20 protein-coding genes are annotated in these 22,913 nt (G+C 46.8%); 9 read left to right on the top strand and 11 right to left on the bottom strand.

Going from position 1 to position 22,913, the window contains the following annotated elements; all coding sequences use genetic code 11:
* Positions 1–125: 125 nt before the first annotated feature.
* Positions 126–1,409 carry a phosphoribosylamine--glycine ligase gene (gene purD, locus OU814_RS26760; RefSeq protein ID WP_017288952.1) on the bottom strand — a complete coding sequence of 428 codons (1,284 nt, stop codon included), beginning with the start codon at positions 1,407–1,409 and terminating at the stop codon, positions 126–128.
* A gap of 222 nt (positions 1,410–1,631) precedes the next feature.
* Here purD and OU814_RS26765 point away from each other — a divergent pair, with 222 nt between their 5' ends.
* Positions 1,632–2,864 carry a tetratricopeptide repeat protein gene (locus tag OU814_RS26765; RefSeq protein WP_190647079.1) on the top strand — a complete coding sequence of 411 codons (1,233 nt, stop codon included), beginning with the start codon at positions 1,632–1,634 and terminating at the stop codon, positions 2,862–2,864.
* An 87-nt stretch (positions 2,865–2,951) separates the two neighbouring features.
* On the top strand, positions 2,952–5,816 hold the full coding sequence (locus OU814_RS26770) for a tetratricopeptide repeat protein (RefSeq protein WP_268242664.1): 2,865 nt from the start codon (positions 2,952–2,954) through the stop codon (positions 5,814–5,816).
* A 58-nt stretch (positions 5,817–5,874) separates the two neighbouring features.
* Here the strand turns inward: OU814_RS26770 and OU814_RS26775 are convergent, their stop codons facing one another.
* From OU814_RS26775 to OU814_RS26785, 3 genes are all read right to left on the bottom strand, one after another.
* Positions 5,875–6,132, bottom strand: coding sequence for a type II toxin-antitoxin system RelE family toxin (locus tag OU814_RS26775; RefSeq protein WP_190647077.1), 258 nt, complete (start codon positions 6,130–6,132; stop codon positions 5,875–5,877).
* Positions 6,125–6,376: a hypothetical protein gene (locus OU814_RS26780; protein ID WP_190647082.1), complete on the bottom strand. Its 252-nt coding sequence runs from the start codon at positions 6,374–6,376 to the stop codon at positions 6,125–6,127. The genes OU814_RS26775 and OU814_RS26780 overlap by 8 nt, the downstream gene beginning before the upstream one ends.
* Before the next feature lie 357 nt (positions 6,377–6,733).
* Positions 6,734–8,956, bottom strand: a complete 2,223-nt coding sequence (locus tag OU814_RS26785; protein ID WP_268242665.1) for a sensor histidine kinase — start codon at positions 8,954–8,956, stop codon at positions 6,734–6,736.
* 140 nt (positions 8,957–9,096) lie between these two features.
* Here OU814_RS26785 and OU814_RS26790 point away from each other — a divergent pair, with 140 nt between their 5' ends.
* From OU814_RS26790 to OU814_RS26805, 4 genes are all read left to right on the top strand, one after another.
* Positions 9,097–9,819, top strand: a complete 723-nt coding sequence (locus OU814_RS26790) for an ATP-binding cassette domain-containing protein (protein WP_268242666.1) — start codon at positions 9,097–9,099, stop codon at positions 9,817–9,819.
* 11 nt (positions 9,820–9,830) lie between these two features.
* The gene (locus OU814_RS26795) at positions 9,831–10,457 is read left to right on the top strand and encodes an ABC transporter permease (protein WP_268242667.1); all 627 of its coding nucleotides are present in this window, start codon (positions 9,831–9,833) and stop codon (positions 10,455–10,457) included.
* A complete protein-coding gene (locus tag OU814_RS26800) occupies positions 10,454–11,338 on the top strand; it encodes a glycine betaine ABC transporter substrate-binding protein (RefSeq protein ID WP_017288944.1) in 885 nt (294 codons plus the stop codon). The genes OU814_RS26795 and OU814_RS26800 overlap by 4 nt, the downstream gene beginning before the upstream one ends.
* A 335-nt stretch (positions 11,339–11,673) precedes the next feature.
* Positions 11,674–13,719, top strand: a complete 2,046-nt coding sequence (locus tag OU814_RS26805; protein ID WP_268242668.1) for a prolyl oligopeptidase family serine peptidase — start codon at positions 11,674–11,676, stop codon at positions 13,717–13,719.
* 78 nt (positions 13,720–13,797) lie between these two features.
* On the opposite strand, the gene OU814_RS26810 is transcribed toward OU814_RS26805, so the two are convergent.
* From OU814_RS26810 to OU814_RS26840, 7 genes are all read right to left on the bottom strand, one after another.
* Positions 13,798–14,007, bottom strand: coding sequence for a hypothetical protein (locus OU814_RS26810; RefSeq protein ID WP_017288942.1), 210 nt, complete (start codon positions 14,005–14,007; stop codon positions 13,798–13,800).
* A gap of 27 nt (positions 14,008–14,034) precedes the next feature.
* The gene (locus OU814_RS26815; protein ID WP_017288941.1) at positions 14,035–14,469 is read right to left on the bottom strand and encodes a CAAD domain-containing protein; all 435 of its coding nucleotides are present in this window, start codon (positions 14,467–14,469) and stop codon (positions 14,035–14,037) included.
* A 9-nt stretch (positions 14,470–14,478) separates the two neighbouring features.
* Complete coding sequence (locus OU814_RS26820) at positions 14,479–14,913, bottom strand: DUF2382 domain-containing protein (protein WP_190647072.1); 435 nt, start codon at positions 14,911–14,913, stop codon at positions 14,479–14,481.
* 124 nt (positions 14,914–15,037) lie between these two features.
* Positions 15,038–15,871: a DUF2382 domain-containing protein gene (locus OU814_RS26825; protein WP_017288939.1), complete on the bottom strand. Its 834-nt coding sequence runs from the start codon at positions 15,869–15,871 to the stop codon at positions 15,038–15,040.
* A gap of 128 nt (positions 15,872–15,999) precedes the next feature.
* Complete coding sequence (locus tag OU814_RS26830) at positions 16,000–17,277, bottom strand: HEAT repeat domain-containing protein (protein WP_268242669.1); 1,278 nt, start codon at positions 17,275–17,277, stop codon at positions 16,000–16,002.
* A 248-nt stretch (positions 17,278–17,525) separates the two neighbouring features.
* A complete protein-coding gene (locus tag OU814_RS26835; RefSeq protein ID WP_017288937.1) occupies positions 17,526–17,765 on the bottom strand; it encodes a hypothetical protein in 240 nt (79 codons plus the stop codon).
* A gap of 71 nt (positions 17,766–17,836) precedes the next feature.
* Entirely contained in the window at positions 17,837–18,253 is a 417-nt protein-coding gene (locus tag OU814_RS26840) for a QcrA and Rieske domain-containing protein (protein WP_026148733.1), read from the bottom strand.
* 330 nt (positions 18,254–18,583) lie between these two features.
* Between OU814_RS26840 and OU814_RS26845 the strand changes: the two genes are divergently transcribed.
* The 3 genes from OU814_RS26845 to ntrB all read left to right on the top strand — a co-directional run bounded on the left by OU814_RS26845 (position 18,584) and on the right by ntrB (position 22,900).
* Positions 18,584–20,548, top strand: coding sequence for a ferredoxin--nitrite reductase (locus OU814_RS26845; RefSeq protein WP_326498333.1), 1,965 nt, complete (start codon positions 18,584–18,586; stop codon positions 20,546–20,548).
* A 96-nt stretch (positions 20,549–20,644) separates the two neighbouring features.
* Positions 20,645–21,982 (top strand): CmpA/NrtA family ABC transporter substrate-binding protein, encoded by a 1,338-nt coding sequence (locus OU814_RS26855; RefSeq protein ID WP_268242670.1) that lies wholly within the window; start codon positions 20,645–20,647, stop codon positions 21,980–21,982.
* An 84-nt stretch (positions 21,983–22,066) separates the two neighbouring features.
* Positions 22,067–22,900, top strand: coding sequence for a nitrate ABC transporter permease (ntrB, locus tag OU814_RS26860; RefSeq protein ID WP_017288933.1), 834 nt, complete (start codon positions 22,067–22,069; stop codon positions 22,898–22,900).
* Positions 22,901–22,913 lie beyond the last annotated feature (13 nt).

A 22,913-nucleotide genomic window follows, 5' to 3' on the forward strand; every position in this document is an offset into this window, starting at 1 on the left:
TAGCGAATTCTGGTGGAGTTGTAAGTCCCAAAAAGAGTAGGGAGTGGGGAAGTAGGGAGTAAGTCTAGGTGACTCCCTACTCCCCACTGTCAAACTGCTCACGGGGATTTTGAAGGACTACCGCTTCACATACTTTTTCCTCGGACTCGGTGCGCGATGTCTCGGCGGAAGTACATCCCCTCGAATTGAATTTGATCGACGGCTCGATACGCCTGCTCGATCGACTGGTCAAAGGTGTCTGCGATCGCCGTTACACCAAACACGCGACCTCCATCTGTGACGATTTGTTGATTCTTCATTTGGGTTCCGGCATGGAAGACGGCTGCACCCGTCTCTTCTGCGGCTGTAATTCCGTTGATCGGCAAGCCTTTCGGATAATTGCCGGGATATCCTTCTGAAGCAATCACTACGCAAGTTGCTGCTCCTGATTTCCATTCGATCTCTGGAAAGTTTGCTAATTTCTGCTTGGCACAGGCATAGAGCAGTTTTTCCAGCGGCGTTTCTAGTAAAGGCAGAACGACTTGAGTTTCGGGGTCGCCAAATCGACAGTTAAATTCGATCACTTTCGGATCGCCTTCGGGTGTGATGATCAATCCAGCGTAGAGGATGCCTCGATAATCGATATTGCGATCGCGCAACGCTTGAATGGCTGGCTCCAGGATTTCTGTTTGAATGCGCTGTTTTAAGTCTGGAGTGACGATCGGGGCTGGAGCGTAAGCCCCCATGCCGCCTGTATTCTCGCCAGTATCGTTCTCGCCAATTCGCTTATGGTCTTGAGCGGGCAATAAGGGACGAATCGTTAGACCATCGGTGACTGCCAGAATCGAAACTTCTTCACCTTGCAGATATTCTTCGATCACGACTTGGCTACCTGCTGCGCCAAATTGTCCGGAGAAACAAGCAGTGACCGCAGTTTCAGCTTGTTCGAGCGTCATGGCAACGGTGACGCCTTTTCCGGCAGCTAAGCCATCGGCTTTGATCACGATCGGCGCTCCTTGAGAGCGGATATAGGCGATCGCAGATTCTGCGTCTGTGAAAACTTCTGCCCGCGCAGTGGGAATGCCTGCGGCTTTCATCAAGTCTTTTGCCCAGGCTTTACTCGACTCGATTTGTGCCCCCTCTCGGGTTGGTCCAAAGACGGTTAATTCCTGCGCTTTGAGATAATCTGTAATGCCAAGCGATAGCGGTAATTCTGGCCCGACAACGATCATTCCAATGTTGTTGACTAAGGCATATCGGGCAATACCTTCAAAGTCATCTACAGAAAGCGCTAAATTTCGGCAATTCTTCAGAGAAGCCGTCCCGCCATTTCCCGGAACACAGACCACCTGTTGCACTTGCGGGGACTGCAAGAACTTCCAAGCTAGGGCATGTTCTCGCCCACCATTGCCAACAACCAAAACTCTCACAGATTCCTCACCCAAACCAAATGGATAAATTCATCAAGAAATAGCGCGATCGATTTTCGCATCTAGTCCAGTACAAATCTTAAGCCTAACTGTAAAATCTTCAGTGCGCGGAAATTATGAATTTTCGTTTAATTCCAGCAAATCGCAAATTTTTGGCTGAAACTTTTCCAGAGTCTGGAATTCTATTAAGTAGATAGGGTGATCGCTTCTAGAGATAAATTTATGACAAGATTTGACTGGTGGGGCTTCAGTGGAATAGCAATTGCCGGAGTTGTTTCATTGACCTTAAGTGTGAATGCGGCTGAACCGCCCAAACAACCGGATAAATTTCCGCCGAATCCGCTGGAGTTGACGGCTCCTGATCCGCTGTTGCCTGGAGGGCTAAATCGCCCTTTGTCAGAGCCAGAACGTCAAACGTTACGCAAAGCATTAGATGAATTAAATACACAAGCGATCGCAAAACTACGGGCTGGAGATGTTCTAGGATCGTTTGAAATTTGGAACCGAGAATTAAGACTCAGACGGGCGCTGGGATTTTTAGAAGAAGTGCAGGCTTTGGGTCGAGTAGGAGACATCGCTTGGCGACAAAATCTAAATCCCCAAGTCCGAGTGATTACCAATCGTCTGTCCGCGATTCAAACCCAAGTTCAAAGACCGCTGCAAAATCAGCAGCAGGTCAGTCTGCCCGATCGCGCTCAGATTTTCCCTGCGTTGGGTATTGCTTATCAACAAGTGCGATCGCCAGGACTGGCGCTGGAGGTCTATCAGCAAATGTTGAGTGAAGCCCGAACGCGCAAAGACTCCGTGGCAGAAGTGAGCTTACTCAATACGATCGGACAATTGCATTTAAGCTGGTTTGATTATCCGCCTGCGATCGCGACGTATGAGGAGCTTTTGCAATTGGCGCGATCGCGCAATGATGCTCCTAACATTGTGACAAATTTAGCTCAGCTTGCTTACATTCACGAACAAGCTAAGCAATCGGCTCAAGCGGTGACGTATCAGCAGCAGTTGATTGAGATTTATCAAAAGAATCCGCAGCAAGCTTTGTTCGTTCCGGCTTTGAAGATCAGACAGGGAGATAATTTTGTTGCGAGCCAGCAATTAGATGCGGCAGAAAGGGTATATCAGGATGCATTTGAGCTTGCACAGCCTTTGGGACAGTTGGCATATGCGAGTGATGCGTTGAAAAAATTAGGGGTGCTTTATCGATCGAACAATCGATTAGAGGCAGCACTTCAGGTTTACAACTATTTAGCGGGCGTGCAGCAGCAGGCGTATGACACGTATGGAGTAATGGATGCGCTAGATCAGATTGGTCAGATTCAACTGCAACGAAATGCGCCAGCGGAGGCTGCAAAGGCATTTCAGCAAGGGTTAGAAGTTGCAAAACAAATTAATTATCGAGTTGATTATTTCACTCAGCAGATCCAGAAGATTCAAGCAGCAAAATAAATCGTTTCTAAAGGAGCTGTGACAATTCGCGGACTCCGAGTTTCTTCTGCGGTAGAAAAGAAACAGTGTTGTCTCTGAGTTGCCTCGATGAGTACGGACACAAAGAAGGATTTTTTTGTCAGCTACAATCGGCATGACAAAGCTTGGGCTGAGTGGATTGCTTGGATCTTGGAAGAATCGGGATATACCGTCGTGATTCATGCCTGGGATTTTCGCCCAGGTGGAAACTTTGTGCTAGATATGCATGACGCGATCGACAATACGAGAAGAACGATCGCGGTTTTATCTCCGAATTATCTAAAATCCGAATTTGCTCAACCAGAGTGGGCAGCCGCATTTGTACAAGATCCAAAAGGGAAGAATCGCACGTTGATTCCGGTGCGGGTAGAAGCTTGTGAATTGACGGGATTGTTACGAGCACTCGTTTATGTGGATTTGGTCGGAGTCGCAAAAGCAGAGGCACAAGAATTATTGTTGCGGGCGGTTTCGGATGAGAGAACGAAGCCATCTCGATCGTCAGAATTTCCTCAGTTAGGCATTCCAGCGAATTTGCCGCTTGCGAATCAGCTATTTGTAGGGCGAGAGCAGGCGCTTGAGGAGTTGCATTTGCAGGTGCGATCGAGAGAACTGACTGCGATTTCGTCAATCAAGGGAATGGGCGGGATTGGCAAGACCGAATTGGCACTGCAATATGCGCTGAAACATCTGAAATTACAGGATTATCCGGGCGGGGTGTGTTGGCTGAAGGCGCGAGAGGATATTGGATTGCAGATTGTCCAGTTTGCGCGGGAGAAACTGGGAATGATTCCGCCGGACGATCGCGAGTTAGTGGCACAGGTGGAATGGTGCTGGACAAATTGGCAGAAAGCAGCAACCTTGATTGTGTTCGATGATGTGCAAGCTTATGCCGATATCCAACTGTTCTTACCGAAACATCGCGATCAGTTTCGGGTACTGCTGACAACGCGCAAATATCTAGATGGATCGGTGAGAAATTATGAGATTCAGGTGTTGAGTGAGACGGCATCGCTGGACTTATTGCGGCGGTTAGTATCCGATGGACGAATTGAGCAGGAGTTGGAGACGGCAAAGCAGATTTGTGAATGGTTGGGCTACTTGCCGTTGGGCTTGGAACTAATTGGGCGATATCTCAGGCGCAAACCTGGAACGTCGATCTCGAAACTTTGGGAACGGTTGCAGGAGCAGAAGCTAGCAGCGAAAGCATTGCTTGAAGCTGAACTAGGAATGACAGCATCGTTGGGTGTAACGGCAGCATTCGAGTTGAGTTGGCAGGAATTGGATGAGACTGCCCAATTGATTGCAGCATTTTTGAGCCTGTTTGCGCTTGCTGACATCCCGTGGTTGGTAGTGCAATCGTGTGTATCAGGACTGGATGAGGAAGAATTAGAGGATCTACGTGATGATCAGTTAGTCAATTCGAGTTTACTCAGCTTTAAAGGGGGCAGGAATTATCAACTGCATCAATTGTTGCGGGAGTTTTTTGCTGTGAAGCGATCTCAGATGGAAAAAGATGAGTCAATCAAGTACGCCTTCTGTGCAACGGTAGTTATGATTTCACAGCAGTTTCCGCAATCGCTAACACTGGAAGACATTACACGATTTACTCCTATAATTCACCATCTTAAAGAAGTGGCAACGTTCCTTCATCCTTGGCTCGCCAATGAGCATTTAAGTGCAGCTTTTACCAGTATTGCTTTGTTTTACCAGGAACAATCAGATTTTGCAGAAGCTGAACGATGGTATCAGAAGTGTCAGGCTCTTGTAGGAGAACGTTTAGGCGATGCTAATCCCGATATAGCAACAATTCTAAATAATATGGCAGTCCTTTATGAATTGAAAGGACAATATACCGATGCAGAACCTCTTGCAATGAGAGCAAACGAAATTTTGAAGCGGCAATCTGATAAGAATTACTTTTCTCTAGCATCGAACCTCGATTGTCTAGGAAATATATACATATCCCAAGGACGCTATAGCGAAGCGGAAGTAGTCTTTCAACAAGCGCTTGAACTTATGCAAGAGAAACTAGGCAGTGAACACCCCAGAGTACAAGTAGTTTTTAACAACCTCGCAAACGTCTACTATTCACAAGGACGTTACCGAGAGTCAAAGCAGTTATTCCTCAAATGTCTTAGAATTACCCATAAAAGTATGGGTAAAGAGCACCCTGACATAGCTACTATTCTTAATAATTTAGCTTTAGTTTATGAAGCTGAACAGCGCTATTTTCGAGCAACCCGCCTTCATCTTTTTTCGCTCAAGATTCTTCAGAAAAAACTACCTAGTAATCATCTTCGGATTGCGCGTACTCTTGCCAATTTAGGATCATCTTATCGTTTTTTAAAACGCTATGCTCAGTCAGAGCAGTTCTATCGTCAAGCTCTCGAAATTGAGCGCGACATATTCGGTCATAATAGTCCACAAGTTACAGATCGACTTCACAATCTGGCTAACCTTTATCTGGAACAAGAGCGCTATCCAGAAGCAGTTAATTTATTGACGATGGCACTTAACATTAAGCGAAATCAGCTAGGTAATGATCATTCTGCCATCGCACAAACCTTAAACAATTTAGGCTGGGTTTATTACTTGCAAGGATACGATGATGTCGCTGAGTATGTTTACAAACAGTCTCTCATGATTGATGAAAAATATGAAGGGAGAGAATATGAGAGAGTAGCTGTTACTGTTTACAATTTAGCGCTCGTATATCATTCCCGAGGACAGTACGACCAAGCAGAGCAACTCTTTGTTAAAGCACTGCAAATCTTGCTATTAGAGCTTGGGGAGACCCATGTTGATACACAGAGAATCATATGCAATTTTCTTTCATTCATACGGCAAGTTATTGAAGAGCAACGCACTTCAGAACTCTCGGATCATCCGATTACACGATCGCTCCTTCAACAACTCCAGAACGAGAAATCATAGAGAACGCTCGCCTTTCTAGCAAGCTCGATCGCTTTTTCTCATCCACTTCACACGATCGCTACTTATACACATCCCCACGCGGTCGAATCGTTGTCACGACATAAATCTGATTTTCTGAATCTTCCCGGAACAAAATCCGATATTTTCCAATCCGTAACCTTGACTCAGGGCGACCTTTAAGCGGTTTGATATCCAACCCGATCGAATCCTGGATCAATTGATCAAGTGCCTCAATCACCCGCAGTTGATCCTCGATCGGCATTCGTTTTAGATAGCGCTGAGCAGGTTTGAGCAGAATGTAATCCCAATCAGCCAAGATTCTCTCCCAACAATTGCTGCTTTAACTCCTTAGAACTAAGACCTCGATCGCGCCCATCTAAATAATCCTGAAACGCTGCCTCACTCTCTGCAATCTCAGCAGAAGAAATCACTTCATCACTTTCTTCAGTAGTTGTAGCCGGATAAATGACTTGGCTTAAAACCTTCCACAACTGAACTTGCTCATCTAGATTCAAGCGTTGAGCTAGATTCAGCACTTCCTCATAAGTTGGTGTTTGCATTAAGTTGTATCCTTTCCGAAAACTAAGTCCAGTATAGATTCCTTTCCTAAAGATGAACCCACCAAGACACGCCACTGCCTCACCCTAACTCGATTGACCGCTGCTCCAACAACTTCAGAACGAGAAACCCGTAGAGAGTGATTGTGCTTCTAGGGAAGTCGCTCCCTACGATTTCCGGCGGGTTTGTAGAAATTAGGCGGATCGCGTCTACTGCACGATCTCTCCTCCAAAAGTCATTGAAAACAATTTCACCGATGCACTCTCGGATGACCCAATGACATGCTCAATTCTTCAAGCACTGCAATCCCCATCGGACTGAGGAATGTTCTCGCTTCACATCGAAATGATCGTAAGTTCTCACTGCAAAGGTAAAGTAAACCAAAAATTGGCGCCCTTCCCTCCGCAATTCACACCGATCTGACCCTGATGTGCTGTAATCACCTGCTTACAAAGAAATAATCCTAATCCCAACCCAGTGCGATGATGATTTTGCGATCCTCTTAGGAAAGGCTTATCGAACAGCAAATTGCACTGATCGGGTGGAATTCCGATTCCATTGTCCGAAATCGTACATTTCATCTCATTCTCAGCCTTCTCTACCTGAATTGCTAAATTGATGCCTGGAAGATTGTGGTTCATAGCATTGGTAATCAGATGTTCTAACACGCGTTGTAACTGGATTGAGTCAGCTAGGAACTGTGGCACATCAGGCGCAATCTGCTTCTCTAAGCGAATTTGATTTTGATGGAGCAATGGCTCTAATCTGTGTAACGTTTGATCGACTAATTCCACGATCGACACACGTTGATAATTCAAACTCAACTTGTGTGGTTCCTGCGAATAATTTTCTAGTAAGGAACTAATCAAACTTAATTGGCGATCGCCACTTTCGACCATGCGATCGAGCACGGATTTCGAGAGTGAAATGGTTTCCTCTGCTTTCGTTTGCAACCGTTTCAGAACCATCAACATTCCTAACACAGGCGTTCTCAAATCATGACTTACCGCATGAACCAGCGTGTCCTTCACCTGATTTAAAGTCTCTAATTCAACCATTTTCTGCTGCAATTGTGCAGTCCGCTCCTGTACCTGAGATTCTAATCCGCTGGCAAATCCCTGCACCTTTTCATACAGACGTCCCTGCTGAATCGCCAACTCTACCTGAGTCGCTAACCGAGTCAGCAATTCAATTTCAAAATCCTGCCAATTCCTCGGTGCAACGCACTGATGCACATTTAACACACCATACAACTGTCCTTCTTGCCAAATTGCGATTCCAATGCTTGCTTTGACCTGATACATCGCATAATAAAGCTTCAGAAACTCGTTCTGAGTCATGTCTGAATTTGGGTTGACTCGCACAGATTGCTGCTCAAATAAAACGGCAATATCCGCCAAGATTGGTCGAGGCGATCGCGTTCCTAGCATCGGGTTCCATCCGGGTGCAACTGATTCGGCAACAACATCGGTAAACCCTTGTTCATCAAACACAGCAATATGAGCACGATCGGCGTTCAGATATGCTCGAACTTCTGCGACGGTCGTATTCAAAACCTGCTTGACATCTAAAGATTGCCGAATTCTCAATGTGCTTTCAGCTAAAAACTGATCTTGTTCAATTCTGCGCCTTAGTTGAGCTTCGACTGTTTTGCGCTCCGCGATCGTTGCAACTAAAACCAGGGTGATGATCGCCATGATTGCGATCGCAATCTGGATCTGAAACAGTGAAGATTGAAAATTTCCCTGCTGGATCTGGGTCAGTCCCCAAATCGAACTCAAGGATGCAATCAGCAAGCACAACATCGTTCTCTGCTGTCCAAACCGCAGTGCTGCCCAAACTACAAACAGAAATGGTGAATACTTCAGTAAAGGCAGTGCTGCTCCCTGCACAATTGGGGCTGTTCCGGTTGAAGTGGTCAACATTAGCCCATTCCACACTCCCATCAATCCTAACCAGATGTAAAACTCGATCGTCCGTTGACCCACGAGAACGGGCTGCAACTTTTTCAAGCTGTTGCGAAAAGAGTGCGGTACACGAAGTTCTTGATTTCCCCACACCACGATCGCGGGTGTGAAAACCAAAATCGAAACTGAACTGTCAAGCCAACTTGCAAACCAATGATTCATAAGCTCCGTCGGTTGGGAGATCGCAGCCGAAGTCAGAGTTGTGATGGTTGCATTCAGCGTGGGGGCAAGAACGGCTCCACATCCAATTAATGCCAACACGTCTCGTACACGACGAAGTAATCTACTAAATTCCACTTGTTTCAACAATTGGCTCGCAACGATAACTTCTAGCGTGTTGCCCGTTGCTGCTAGGAATGTTGTCAGCCAATTGACTTGATCGAGCGATCGCCCAGACATGACTGCACCAGAAAAGACACCGAGCCAAACAGGATGTTCTATCAGTAAAATAGCTGCCAGTGAAATTCCAATCGGGGGATAGAGCACAGATGCCAGAGCACAGTGATTGAGGAGGGTGATGCTCAAGGCAAAACGTGCACTCCAGTAGTACACGATCGCGATGATCGCAATCGCGAACAATGAGTGACCAACCTGAGATAGGTTGAGTTTTGCCATGTGATCCTTGAACAAGGATGTAGCACTCCAATCGCTGGAATAGACTAATCTAGGTTAGAAGGATATTCCTTGATAGGCTTCACCCGGCTGGGTGATCTAGACTGAATTTCAATGAAAAACGCAAGTTAACCGAATCTTAAATGAGTGTTGTTGAGTTCTGCCAAGTTTCCTATCAACTAAATCAGAGATTGCTGATTGCAGATCTCAGCTTTACAATTTTTTCTGGTGAAACAATTGTTTTACTGGGTCGAAGTGGTTGCGGAAAGACAACGACCCTGAGATTGATCAATCATCTTCTGACCCCTACGCAAGGAGAAGTTCGAGTCGAAGGTCGATCGACTCAATCTTGGAACCCGATCCACTTGCGGCGGCGAATTGGATATGTGATTCAAGAAGTTGGACTCTTTCCGCACTTGAGCGTGGCACAGAATATTGGAGTTGTGCCTGTCCTGGAAAATTGGCAGCCGGAGCGGATTCGATCGAGAGTGATGGACTTGTTAGAACTCGTCGGATTGGAAAAAAGTATTAGCGATCGCTATCCGCATCAATTATCGGGTGGACAAAGACAACGGGTTGGAGTCGCGAGAGCTTTGGCGGCAGATCCGCCGCTGTTACTGATGGATGAGCCGTTTGGGGCACTTGATCCGATTACGCGCGTCGAACTTCAGCGAGAGTTTCAGCGGTTGCAACAGCAGTTAGGGAAAACGATCGTCTTTGTCACGCATGATATCCGTGAGGCGTTTAAGTTGGGAACTCGGATTGGATTGATGCAAGCTGGTCGGTTGATAGAAATTGCGACTCCGGCTGAATTTGAGCGATCTCAGCATCCAGAAGCCAGAGCATTTTTGAGCGCGAGAGACTGAGAGGAATTGAGATGGAATTCTGGACACGGTATGGCGAGGAGATTTTACAGCGAAGTGGAGAGCATTTATTTTTAGTGGCAGTGGCAATGGCGATCGCAATCCTTATCGGAATTCCGCTAGGAATTTTGATCACGCGATATTCGAGACTTGCGAAACCGATTTTGGGGTTTGCCAATGTGATGCAGACGATTCCGAGTCTGGCGCTGTTTGGCATTCTGTTGCCGATTCCGATCATTGGGGGAATTGGAGAGAAAACTGCAATCGTGGCGTTGGTGCTGTATTCGCTGCTGCCGATTATTCGTAATACTTTTGTTGGGATTAACTCGGTCGATCCCGCTGTTCGAGAAGCAGGACGAGCCATGGGAATGAGCGATCGTCAATTGCTGTTACAAGTTGAAATTCCATTGGCGATGAGTGTGATTTTGTCGGGTATTCGGCTGGCAACTGTGATTGGGATTGGATTGGCAACGATCGCATCGGCAATTGGGGCAGGAGGATTAGGAGAATTTATTTTTCGAGGAGTCGCGATTGTAGATAATCAACTGATTCTTGCAGGCGCGATTCCGGCTGCAATAATGGCGTTAGGTGCAGATTGGATTTTAGGTTGGGTTGAACGACGATTGACGGTTAAAAAATGAAGCTGAAAAAACTTTTTACATTTGCACTCCTCGCCGTTTGTTTAACGGGTTTGATCGTGGCTTGTCAGCCCGGGGGAGATCGCATTGTTATTGGCTCGAAAAACTTTACAGAGCAGAATATTTTAGGTGAACTGCTGGCGCAGCAGATTGAGCGGAAAACAAATTTGAAAGTCGATCGTCGATTGAATTTAGGTGGAACGTTTATCTGTTTGACGGCAATTCAGAAAGGTGAAATTGATATCTATCCTGAGTACACGGGAACGGCTTATAACGCGATTTTGAAGCTTGGAGCAAACAGCGATCCCAAAAAGACACGTGAAACAGTCGAGAGTCGATTTAAGCGCGATTTTAAGCTGCTCTGGTCAAAGCCGTTTGGCTTTAATAATTCTTTTGCGATGGTGATTCGAGGCGAAGATGCTCGCAGATTGAAGCTACAAACATTGTCCCAAGCTGCGCCTCAAACTCCAAAATGGCGAGCGGGATTTGGTCCTGAATTTCTCAATCGTGAAGATGGATTTCCGGGACTTGCGAAACATTACAATCTCAAATTTACTCAGCCGCCAAAAGTGATGGATTTGGGACTCTTGTATCGATCGCTCAACGATAAACAAGTGGATATCGTGGCTGGCAATACAACTGACGGGCTGCTTTCGACTCTGGATCTGACGGTGTTGCAAGACGATAAACGCTATTTCCCACCCTATGAGGCTGCCGCAGTTGTCAGACAAGAAACCTTGCAGAAACACCCAGAACTCAAAGACGTTTTGGATCAGCTTGGAGGCTTGATTTCTGATAAAACCATGCAGGAATTGAACTTCCGTGTGGATGGAAAGAAAGAAGATATCAAAGCAGTTGTTCGGGATTTCTTAAAGTCTAGATAGGTAGACTAGTTAGTTAGAGAGCGTTTGAACCGTATCAACAGTTTCCTCGCCCCGTTCTATCTCGCCCTGGAATAGAATTCCGGGCTAACGGTGCGAAGTCCTTTGAAAAGGACTGAAGACCTGATTCTAATTGGTTTTTAGTCCCTTTAGTGGACTTCGTTCAACTAGCCCGGATTTTCAATCACGGGCGGGTGAATGCGATGAACGATACGTTCCAAACATTCTCTTAGTTAACTGCATTGATTTTCCGGAGTGGAGAAATGGAGAGAACCCAAGCTCAGATTGCTCCCTATTCCCCCACTCCTCACTCCCTCACTCCCCCACTATCCTTGCTTATGCTTTCCTATCCCATCACTCCCACCGTTGAGCAAAAAGACATCTATCACGGACTCGAAGTTACAGATCCGTATCGCTGGTTAGAAGACCCTGATTCTGAGCAGAGTCGTACCTGGATTGAGGCTCAAAATCAATTGACGTTTCGCTATCTCGAACAGCTTCCGCAGCGCGAATCGATTCGACAACGGTTGACTCAGCTTTGGGACTATGAGAAATATGGCACGCCGTTTCAAGCTGGCGATCGCTATTTTTATTTCAAAAATGACGGCTTACAAAATCAAAGTGTACTTTATACGTTGAATTCGCTAGAAGATCAGCCGCGAGTCTTATTTGATCCAAATCAACTTTCAGACGATGGCACGATCGCGCTGTCTGGTCTTGCGATTAGTGATGACGGTCAATGGATGGCTTATGCTCTTTCTACTTCGGGATCTGATTGGAAAGAATGGTATGTACGCGATGTGGAGACGGGAGAAGATCAAAGCGATCGAGTCAAGTGGGCGAAATTTTCCGGGGTTGCTTGGACACATGATCATCAAGGATTCTTCTACTCTCGCTATCCTGAACCGAGCGAAACGACACAGTTTGAAGACATCAACTATTTTCATAAACTCTACTACCATCAACTCGGAACAGACCAAGCTGAGGATGTTCTAGTGTTTGAGCTTCCTGAGCAGAAAGAAGCGTTGATAGATGGCGAGGTGACCGAGGACGGGAATTACTTGATCATCACAGTCCGCTTCGGATCAGAGCCGAAGAATTTGATCTATTACAAAGATTTGACTGTTCCCTATGCTCCGGTAGTTGCTTTGATCGATCAGCTAGAAGCTAGCTATCACTTGATCAACTCTGAAGGAAGTCTGTGCTGGTTTCAAACTAATCTTGATGCACCACGCGGGCGAGTGATTGCGATCGACTTAGAAAATGCTCAGCGTGACCAATGGCAAGAAGTGATTGCAGAAACTTCGGAAACGCTTGATAATGTCAGCCTTTTTGGTCATCAATTCGTTGTGTCATCTCTCAAAGATGCTTGTAGCCAAATTAAAATCCTGAATCTTCAGGGTGAGTTGATTCGAGTCGTCGAATTGCCTGGGATTGGTTCAGTGGGAGGATTTGGTGGAAAGCGAAGTCATACTGAGACGTTCTATAGCTTTACGAGTTTTACAACACCCACAACGATTTATCGCTACAACTTAGAGACAGGAGAAAGTACTCTATTCCGACAACCGCAAGTTGAGTTCGATCCTCACGACTACGAAGTTCAACAAGTTTTTTATCAGAGTAAAGATGGAACTCAGGTTCCGATGTTCATTGCCCATAAAAAAGGCTTAGAACTGAATGGAAACAATCTCACCTGTCTGTATGGCTATGGTGGCTTTAATGTTTCACTGACGCCGAGTTTCTCGATCGCGAATCTCGTTTGGATGGAGCGCGGAGGGGTCTATGCAATCCCGAATCTGCGCGGAGGCGGTGAGTATGGTGAAGCTTGGCATCAAGCAGGAACAAAACTCAATAAGCAGAATGTGTTTGACGATTTTATTGCAGCAGCAGAATGGTTAATCGAGCATGCCTACACGTCTGCTAGTAAGCTCGCAATTTCTGGCGGAAGTAATGGCGGTTTACTGGTCGGCGCTTGTATGACGCAACGTCCGGACTTATTTGGTGCGGCACTTCCTGCGGTTGGTGTATTAGATATGCTGCGGTTTCCGAAATTTACGATCGGGTGGGCATGGACAAGCGATTATGGTTCTCCTGATGATCCAGAAGAATTCAAGGCACTGTATGCTTATTCACCGCTGCATCAACTCAAAGCAGGAACGAGCTATCCAGCAACTTTGATTACTACAGCAGATCATGACGATCGCGTTGTGCCAGCCCATAGCTTTAAGTTTGCTGCGGCACTGCAAGCGGCGCATCAGGGAACGCAACCTGTGCTGATTCGGATTGAGACGAAAGCAGGACATGGAGCGGGAAAACCGACTGCAAAAATTATTGAAGAAGTTGCAGATAAGTGGGCATTTGTTGAGGCAGTGCTAGAGCAGTAGCTGATGCGATGAGAGAGGAGGAAATTGAGCGATCGCTCAACTTCCTCCTCTCTCAAACGTTTATGAATTGTACAGCCTTTATCGAGTGCGATAATTTGCATCAACCCAACATTGGGGCAGAGCTTCTCCCGAAGGAAAGACTAAATTCGTTTTCGCAAATTTCTCTGGGTCTTGTTCTTCTTGACCCGCTTGATCTTTTGCTGAAATCGTTTCTTCATTCGGGTCAATCAGCAGTTGGATATCGAGCACTTCGACTAAATTACCTGTTTCTTTCTCTTGTAGCAGCATAGTGATGTTCAAAATAGGGGGATAAGATTATTCAACGGTTTGGGTGTCGATCGAATCGAGCATCTTTTCTTGAGTCGAACTTGCAGCACCGACTACCTCTTGCTTGAGTTCGTCTACTTTTTGGGAAAGTTCTTGACGAGTTTCGGCGTTGAGCAAGTAGCGGTTCGCAAACCATACAGAGTAGCCAATTCCAACCAGTTCAAGCAGTCCACCGATCAGAGGTAGCCCAGTCACAAATCCAATGAGTCCGAGCACAACTTTCAGGGCAACCAAAGCGGTAAAGATAGCACCTAAGACATAAATAATCGGCTTATATTCTTGCCAGAATGCACGAACATATTTTCCGGGTTCATTGAAAAAGTCTTCAATCTGAGCGCGATCGCGCTCCCAAGCCATCAGCCGACGCGCTTCAATTAGTTCTTGATCAATTACTTCGGGACGTGCTTCAAGTTCAGTCGTCATAGATGTCTCCTAGGATTTACGGCAGCGATCGAACCAAGTTTGATAAGTCTCTTGATGCTTAGAATCTTTGAGCTTGATTTCGACACGAATTTCAGCACAACTGTGATCCGGAGTTCTTGCGATCGCATCTAAGAGATCGCTGACCGCACGCGGAGAGTCGAATTTGCCAGAGACGATGGCTCCTGAACCTGCGGTTTCAGTGGTTTGTCCAAGATCAATTTCTGCGAGTCGCTCATACTTGGGCTGAACTTGCTCAACGATCAGCTTTTCGCGACGGACGGGAACTTCGACCATGCGGACTTCAACTTCTTTCCGCACCACGATTTCTCCAACCTTCCGCTTATCAGACCGAACGATCAATCGTTCTTCTAACAGGCGAATGGCTTGTTCAGGGGTGAGATCGATTTCTTCGCTAGGGAGTAAGCTGTGAGGTTGAGAGGTCATGATTCGGGTAAGGGGAGTGATCTGTTGGGGTTGTGGGTTCTTAAGTGGGGAGTGGGGAGATGGGGGGGTAAGTTTCCCCCTCCTCCCTACTCTTCACATCAACACTGAGGTTACTTAGCCAAAATTAGATTTGTCGATCGACATTCGGATTGCCATCAATGTCGAGATCGAGTTCTTCTCGGCGAACCTGATCCTCTGCGGTTACTGTTTCATGATCGACGACCTTTTTCACGCGGACTTCTTCGCGCACAAATGTCTCTTTCTGGATATCAGGCACTTCTTCATAGACTTCCACCCGTGCGACTTCGCCTTCGTGGAAATCTGCTTCACCCGGCATCACAGTTGATTCACCTGTAACAGGAGATCGCTCAATGACAACGCGCTCTCTCTCGACTGGAACTTCCACCCGTGCGGTTTCAGTTTCAATGTGTTTACCAACTGCGACTTCACCTGTTTTGCGACGAGCTTTATTGGCAATTAAGCGCTCTTGATACAGACGTAAAGTGTCGTGATCTTCGGTGAGATTGTACAACGCTGGATCATGCTCGTAGCGATAGCTGTCTTGGTCGTAGGTCATGTCGGTTGCAGTCATGCCCGCTGCGACTGTATTCGGACGATAGATATCGCGGACTTGTTCTTCGTAGTCGTAGCCGACCAAGTGATCCGGGTCGTATTCGGGTAAATCTTCGACTTGAGCCTTGGTTAAGCCGTTGGCATACACTCGACGTTCGCCATAAACAATTCGAGCTTGTCCGATCGGCATCAGGACTTTTTTACCTAAAATCCACACACCTGTATTGATCACGAGATAACGGAATGCACCATTATCATCAACGAGAACATCCTCAACTGAACCGATCTTGTCGTTGCCAGAATATAAATCAAGCCCGATTACATCATCATTATCAAAATGCGTCCGATAGTCGGGGTCAAAATCCTTAATCTTATGAAGCGCCATAGTACTTTTGTCGATCCTTAGTAAAGAACGAATATGTCTTCACAATAAGGTTCGCTGACTCTGGCTTCCTCACCCTTTTGATGAGTTGTGTCGAGCCAAAAGCAGTAGTTTCTAGCGTTCTCTCGACCTCAGTAGCTCCATTCTTGCAGCGCGATCGCAATTCCTGTTTTCAAGTCTGATTCTTGTGCTTCGATCTGACCTAATTTTTGATACGCGACTTCTGCATCTAATGTTTTCAAAGCAGAAATCACATGCAATCGCACGCCCTCATCAGCATCTGCTAGCATCGCGATCAGCGGATCGATCGCATTCGGATCGCCTAATTGCCCCAGAGAAAGCGCCACGGCTTGCCGAACGGTTGGTGTACGTGTAGGACAGGCTAATAAAATGGCAGTCGCTTGTGATCGTAAATTCTCTCCAACTCGCCCTAAAGTTTGAACAATCTCAAGCTGAATTCCTTCATCGGAAGTTGTCATGAAAACACATTCTAAATAGATGAGTGCATCCACGATCGGCATCCATCCTAAAGCACGAACTAAGTCGATCGCGAGATTTTCTGGCATATACTCTGACTTCAAAGCTTCATACAGAGCAGTTGCAGCTTCGGGAGTCGCAAGGCGACCTAACGCGATCGCCGCCTGACGACACACTTCTAAATTCAGATCAAACAATAACGGGCGGAGATGCTTGACTAAATCTCGCCCTTCACAAAATCCCAGTCCTGATACTGCGGCAATTCTGACCGGAGCCGCAACATCTTTGAGCGCCGTGATTAGGAGGGCAGTGATTTCAGGAGAATGAAAGCTGCTGAGGGCTTCGATGGCGATCGCGCGCACTTGAGCATCTGAGTCATTCACGACTTGCATCAGCAAGGGCACGGTCTGCGATCGCCGAATTTGTCCTAATGCTTGGGTCGCAAACAATCGAGTCGAATCTTCATGCAATAACTCTTCAATCACATGCACAGCCGTACTCCCTAAAGTTGCGAGCACTGAAACTGCCATTGAATTGAGTTCTTCACTGTGCGAAGTCTTCAAGACCTCAATCAAGGTTTCAACCACTTGAGGGTGATGAAAGTTTCCTAAGATGCGGATCGCAAACCACTGAGACTCCGGATCAGCTTCTTCATCTTTGAGCAGTTCAATTAAGGGTGGAAGTGCATCAATGCCGAAATTCGGAAAGACTTTTGCGATGTCCCAACGTTCTTGGAAACTTCCGGATTCTAGAACTTGCATGGCTAGATTCAGAAGTGCAGGTGTCACATTCGGGTCAGAAAGTGCTGTTCCTTGAGTAGACTCATCTCCTAGAAGGAGCAGTTGTAAGTCTAAGCTTAATTGCTCCCAGTCCGCGCGACGAGCCGAGGTTTGAGCGCGTTCCAAAATTTCGGTGTAGCTGAATTTCTGCACAATATTCGCCCTAGCACATCTCAGTTCTCACGATGTTTACTTTGCCACAGAAAGGGGCGATCGAGAAGTAGGGGTTCCGAGAATAGCATCGGGAGGATTCGGATTGTGCATAGGGTCGGAGTTTTATGGGGAAGTGGGGGATGGGGAGATAAGGGAAAACTGGAAATGATTCTTGTTTTCTATCTTCCCATCCGGCTGAAATTGACTAGCTGCTCGCTTCTGCTTCCAGAATTAGAAGAAAGCGAGTTTTACATTTTGCCGTTTTGCATCACTTGTTGAAGGTGATGACGAATCTCTTGAGCCGTTTGTTGATCTTGCTCTCTTAACTTCTGAAACAGTTGCACACAGGGCTGAGAATTCATCTGTTGTGCATCTTGAATGTAAGTTTCATAAGCTTTGACCGCTTCTGCTTTATTGTGCAAGGCGGTGAGCAAATCATATTCGAGGTCGCTAATTGCGCTGCCGCTTTTTTCTGCCATTTGAGTCATAATCACATCTCCATTCGATCTGATCTAACGGTGGAACAAAGCGATCGAGCCGTCCTCTACCTAAAGTTTCACTACAGTTTCACAACCACATTTTCTCCATCGATGCTTGCCTCGTACTTGGCTAAAGCTGCGGTTGCAGGACCTTTCTGTACCGAGCCATCGGGTGCAAAAGCTGAGCCATGACAAGGGCATTCAAACGCTTTACGCTCAGCCTTCCATGCCACTAAACACCCTTGATGGGTACAGGTTGGATTCACAGCTAACAGAGATTTCGGATCAGCCGGATTACGAACAACAGCGATCGGTGCAGGTGACTCAGTCTGTAAAAAGCCTTTTTGATCTAACTCTGCCACCTTGCCCACAGTCTGCATCCCACTCGCACTCTTCTGCCCCCCCTGACAAGCTGCTAAAAACGCAGTCAACACTGCCGGAACTCGACTCATGACCCATCCAACGCTTGCCCACGATAGAAATGTTCTCCGACGCATGAGGTTCTCCTAAAGAACGATAGAGGAGTAGTGAGTAGTGAGTGGGGAGTAGGGTAAATCCTTTCTATCTCCCACTCCTCCCCTGCTCCCCACCAAATTACAACTATTTCTAAAGTACGCCCTTCCCCCTCTTCCCGCCGACAGATGACGAAAACGAATCGACTTTATGCAGAAACGTCATATTATGAAAAGTTTTGTAACAACAGATACGAATGTCCTCTGTGATCCCGATTACCTTTACTCAGTAATCACCGCGAATCATCAAACGGTTCCGCAGTTGATATCGATTTGTGTTCGCTCTGGAACACCTTATATTCATAGGCTCAATCCATGACAGACACCCTTGCAGCACCGACCCTCAATAAGTTTGAAAAACTCAAAGCAGAGAAAGATGGTCTTGCGGTGAAAGCAGAACTCGAGCACTTTGCTCGGCTCGGCTGGGAAGCAATGGATGAAACCGATCGTGATCATCGCTTGAAGTGGCTCGGTGTGTTCTTTCGCCCCGTAACTCCTGGCAAATTTATGCTGAGAATGCGGGTTCCGAATGGCATTATCACGAGCGGACAAACCCGGGTGCTAGGAGAAATCCTTCAGCGCTATGGAGATGATGGCAATGCAGACATCACGACTCGCCAGAACTTTCAACTGCGAGGAATTCGGATTGAAGACCTTCCCGAAATTTTTCGTAAGTTTGACCAAGCTGGATTGACGAGCATTCAATCCGGGATGGATAACGTTCGTAACATTACCGGATCGCCTGTTGCTGGCATTGATGCAGATGAGCTAATTGATACTCGTGGGCTAGTTCGCAAAGTTCAAGACATGATCACGAACAATGGTCGTGGTAATTCGAGCTTTAGTAACTTGCCTCGGAAATTCAATATTGCGATCGCAGGGTGCCGCGATAACTCAGTTCATGCTGAAATCAATGACATTGCTTTCGTTCCCGCTTTCAAAGATGGCACATTAGGATTCAATATCCTAGTTGGCGGATTCTTCTCTGGGAAACGCTGCGAAGCTGCAATTCCACTCAATGCTTGGGTTGACCCGCGCGATGTCGTTGCGGTCTGCGAAGCAATTTTAACGGTCTATCGGAACTTAGGACTGAGAGCAAATCGTCAAAAAGCTCGCTTAATGTGGCTGATTGATGAGATGGGCTTGGAACCGTTCCGCGAAGCTGTTGAAAAACAATTGGGATATGCTTTTACGCCTGCTGCTGCCAAAGACGAGATCCTTTGGGACAAGCGAGATCACATTGGGATTCATGCCCAAAAACAGCCTGGATTAAACTATGTGGGCTTGCATGTTCCAGTGGGACGGTTATACGCGCAAGATTTGTTTGATTTAGCTCGGATCGCTGAAGTTTACGGCAGTGGTGAAATTCGCTTAACTGTCGAGCAGAATGTGATCATTCCGAATGTTCCGGATTCACGAGTTTCTGCATTGCTCAGAGAACCCATTGTCAAACGGTTCTCGATCGAGCCTCAGAATCTTTCACGGGCACTAGTGTCTTGTACTGGCGCACAGTTTTGCAACTTCGCACTGATTGAAACTAAAAATCGTGCGGTTGCTTTAATGCAAGAGCTAGAACAAGACCTGTACTGTCCTCGCCCAGTGCGCATTCATTGGACAGGTTGCCCGAACTCTTGTGGACAACCTCAAGTTGCAGATATCGGACTGATGGGCACAAAAGTCCGCAAAGATGGCAAAACAGTCGAAGGCGTGGATCTCTATATGGGGGGCAAAGTTGGCAAACATGCTGAACTTGGAACCTGTGTGAGAAAAAGCATTCCCTGTGAAGATCTCAAACCGATTCTGCAAGAGATTTTGATCGAGCAATTTGGTGCGCGTCTCTGGTCAGACCTGCCCGAATCCGCTCGTCCAAATCCGACCGCCTTGATCACGCTCGATCGTCCCACGGTGGAAACACCGAACGGGAAATCAACAACCGTGCAAGAGCTTAATGCACAAGAGTTTGACTATGTGCTGAGTGCGCCACCTGTTGTAAAAGCGCCAACAGAAATCGCAGCTCCAGCAACGATTCGTTTTGCTCAGTCAGGAAAAGAAATCACCTGCACCCAGGATGATTTGATTCTAGACATTGCAGACCAAGCCGAAGTCGCGATCGAAAGTTCTTGCCGATCAGGAACGTGTGGAAGTTGTAAATGCACCTTACTCGAAGGTGAAGTCAGCTATGACAGCGAACCCGATGTGCTCGATGAGCACGATCGCGCTTCGGGTCAGATTCTCACCTGTATTGCTCGTCCTGTCGGTCGTATCGTGCTCGATGCTTGATCCCTAAGTTTGTTCGCTCCGCTCATTGTTCTCACATGCGCCAGCTTTTTGCTGTGCTTCCTTTTCCTTCAGTACATTCTCTAAAAAGGACGATCCATGTCTTCTAATCTTTCAAGACGTAAGTTCATTTTGACCGCAGGCGCAACCGCAGCAGGCGCAGTGATTGTGAATGGTTGTAGCACAGGTCTAAATAAAAGTGCTTCTAGCGGTGCGTCCTCTCCGGCTGCCTCTCCTGCTGCAAATATCAGTGCGGCAGATGCACCAGAAGTCACAACGGCTAAATTAGGCTTTATCGCCCTGACCGATTCGGCTCCATTGATCATTGCGTTAGAGAAAGGATTCTTCGCGAAGTACGGCATGAAGGATGTGACCGTTACTAAGCAAACCTCATGGGCAGTGGTGCGTGACAACTTGGAATTGGGTTCCGAGAGAGGTGGAATTGATGGTTCTCACATTTTGACTCCGATTCCTTACTTTATGTCCACAGGTAAAATTACTAAGGGTAATACGCCTGTGCCGATGTACATCTTGAGCCGTTTGAACACTGACGGTCAAGGAATTTCAGTCTCGAATGACTATGCTGATCTTAAATTAGCAGCCGATAGCTCTCCTTTGAAAGCAAAAATCGCTGAAGCAGCAGCAGCAGGTAAGAAATTCAAGTGTGCTGTGACTTTCCCAGGTGGAACTCACGATCTGTGGATGCGCTACTGGCTGGCAGCAGGTGGAATCAATCCTGAAACTGATGTCGATATCGTGGTTGTTCCGCCTCCGCAGATGGTTGCGAACATGGAAACGAAGACTATGGATGCCTTCTGCGTGGGTGAACCTTGGAACGATCGCTTAGTGAACAAGAAATTGGGTTACACAGCGATTACCACAGGCGAATTATGGAAGAACCATCCAGAAAAGTCGTTCTCAATGCGGGCTGATTGGGTAGACAAGAATCCTAAAGCAACAAAAGCCCTGATGATGGCAGTTCTAGAAGCTCAAATGTGGTGCGACAAGGACGAGAACAAAGAAGAAATGTGCAAGATCTTGTCGGCTGACAAGTATGTGAAAGCGCCTGTAGCAGACATTATTGAACGTTCAAAAGGGAACTTCGACATGGGTAATGGTCGCACGTTGCAGAATAGCGATCTGCTGATGAAATTCTGGCGTGAGGATGCAGCTTATCCGTTCAAGAGCCACGATGCTTGGTTCGTCACTGAAAATATCCGCTGGGGCAAATTTGCAGCCGATACGGATGTCAAAGCGTTAGTTGACAAAGTGAATCGCTCGGATATTTGGCAAGCAGCAGCCAAAGCGATCGGTCAAGAAGCGGCAATCCCCAAAGATGCAGATTCTCGTGGCGTAGAAACCTTCTTCGATAAAGTGACCTTTGATCCTGCGAATCCAAAAGCTTACTTGGATAGCCTCAAAATCAAAAAAGCATAACTCAGACGAGGCGAGTAGATCGCAATCCTGCTCGCCTCTCCCTCATTGCTGCTGACTGTCCTACAACGTTCTTTCCTCTCTCCTATGACTATCAACCCGACTCTCCGTCCCGTTCGACCGTCCCAATTCTCAGAAACTCTGAAAAAGTATAGTGGTACTCTCGTTCCAGTCATTGTCTGCGTCGGCATTGCGCTGGTGCTCTGGCAACTGCTTTGTCTGAGTCCAGAATCCAAGATGCCCGGTCCGATCAAAGTCATTGAACAGACTTGGAGATTGATTCTCGATCCGTTCTACGACAATGGCGGGACAGATAAAGGGTTAGGATTGCAAATTCTCATTAGTTTGGAACGGGTCGCGTTAGGGTATTCGCTCGCGGCTGTCGTGGGAATTGCACTCGGCGTGTTACTTGGTGTGAGTAAGTTTATGCGGAATGGGCTTGACCCAATCGTGCAAGTTTTAAGAACAGTTCCTCCGCTCGCATGGTTACCGATCTCATTGGGGATTTTCCAAGACAACAATCCAGCCGCAATCTTCGTCATTTTTGTCACAGCAATTTGGCCGATCGTCATTAATACCGCAGTCGGTGTGCAGCAAATTCCGCAAGACTATAACAACGTTGCTAAAGTCTTGAAGCTGTCGGGTAAAGAGTATTTCTTGAGTATTTTGGTTCCGTCCACTGTGCCTTATGTATTTGGTGGACTGAAAATCGGGATTGGTTTAGCATGGCTGGCAATTGTGGCAGCAGAAATGCTGAAAGCAGAAGGCGGCATCGGCTTTAAGATTTGGGATGCTTACAACGCAGGCAACGAGGACAGCATGAGCCAAATTATCATCTGTGTCTTGTTGGTCGGCTTAGTTGGATTAGTGCTCGATCGCTTAGTTGGCTGGCTCGGTTCACTGATTACATCTGATAACTAAACTGATCACTCAA

Source organism: Leptolyngbya sp. GGD, from assembly GCF_026735145.1.
GTDB classification, from domain to species: Bacteria; Cyanobacteriota; Cyanobacteriia; order Leptolyngbyales; family Leptolyngbyaceae; genus Leptolyngbya; species Leptolyngbya boryana.

Excerpts from the sequence above, each read along its gene's own strand:
- OU814_RS26765 (WP_190647079.1), top strand. The coding sequence starts at position 1,632 with ATGACAAGATTTGACTGGTGGGGCTTCAGTGGAATAGCAATTGCCGGA.
- OU814_RS26770 (WP_268242664.1), top strand. The coding sequence starts at position 2,952 with ATGAGTACGGACACAAAGAAGGATTTTTTTGTCAGCTACAATCGGCAT.
- OU814_RS26780 (WP_190647082.1), bottom strand. The coding sequence starts at position 6,376 with ATGCAAACACCAACTTATGAGGAAGTGCTGAATCTAGCTCAACGCTTG.
- OU814_RS26785 (WP_268242665.1), bottom strand. The coding sequence starts at position 8,956 with ATGGCAAAACTCAACCTATCTCAGGTTGGTCACTCATTGTTCGCGATT.
- OU814_RS26790 (WP_268242666.1), top strand. The coding sequence starts at position 9,097 with ATGAGTGTTGTTGAGTTCTGCCAAGTTTCCTATCAACTAAATCAGAGA.
- OU814_RS26795 (WP_268242667.1), top strand. The coding sequence starts at position 9,831 with ATGGAATTCTGGACACGGTATGGCGAGGAGATTTTACAGCGAAGTGGA.
- OU814_RS26800 (WP_017288944.1), top strand. The coding sequence starts at position 10,454 with ATGAAGCTGAAAAAACTTTTTACATTTGCACTCCTCGCCGTTTGTTTA.
- OU814_RS26805 (WP_268242668.1), top strand. The coding sequence starts at position 11,674 with ATGCTTTCCTATCCCATCACTCCCACCGTTGAGCAAAAAGACATCTAT.
- OU814_RS26810 (WP_017288942.1), bottom strand. The coding sequence starts at position 14,007 with ATGCTGCTACAAGAGAAAGAAACAGGTAATTTAGTCGAAGTGCTCGAT.
- OU814_RS26815 (WP_017288941.1), bottom strand. The coding sequence starts at position 14,469 with ATGACGACTGAACTTGAAGCACGTCCCGAAGTAATTGATCAAGAACTA.
- OU814_RS26820 (WP_190647072.1), bottom strand. The coding sequence starts at position 14,913 with ATGACCTCTCAACCTCACAGCTTACTCCCTAGCGAAGAAATCGATCTC.
- OU814_RS26825 (WP_017288939.1), bottom strand. The coding sequence starts at position 15,871 with ATGGCGCTTCATAAGATTAAGGATTTTGACCCCGACTATCGGACGCAT.
- OU814_RS26835 (WP_017288937.1), bottom strand. The coding sequence starts at position 17,765 with ATGACTCAAATGGCAGAAAAAAGCGGCAGCGCAATTAGCGACCTCGAA.
- OU814_RS26840 (WP_026148733.1), bottom strand. The coding sequence starts at position 18,253 with ATGCGTCGGAGAACATTTCTATCGTGGGCAAGCGTTGGATGGGTCATG.
- OU814_RS26845 (WP_326498333.1), top strand. The coding sequence starts at position 18,584 with ATGACAGACACCCTTGCAGCACCGACCCTCAATAAGTTTGAAAAACTC.
- OU814_RS26855 (WP_268242670.1), top strand. The coding sequence starts at position 20,645 with ATGTCTTCTAATCTTTCAAGACGTAAGTTCATTTTGACCGCAGGCGCA.
- ntrB (WP_017288933.1), top strand. The coding sequence starts at position 22,067 with ATGACTATCAACCCGACTCTCCGTCCCGTTCGACCGTCCCAATTCTCA.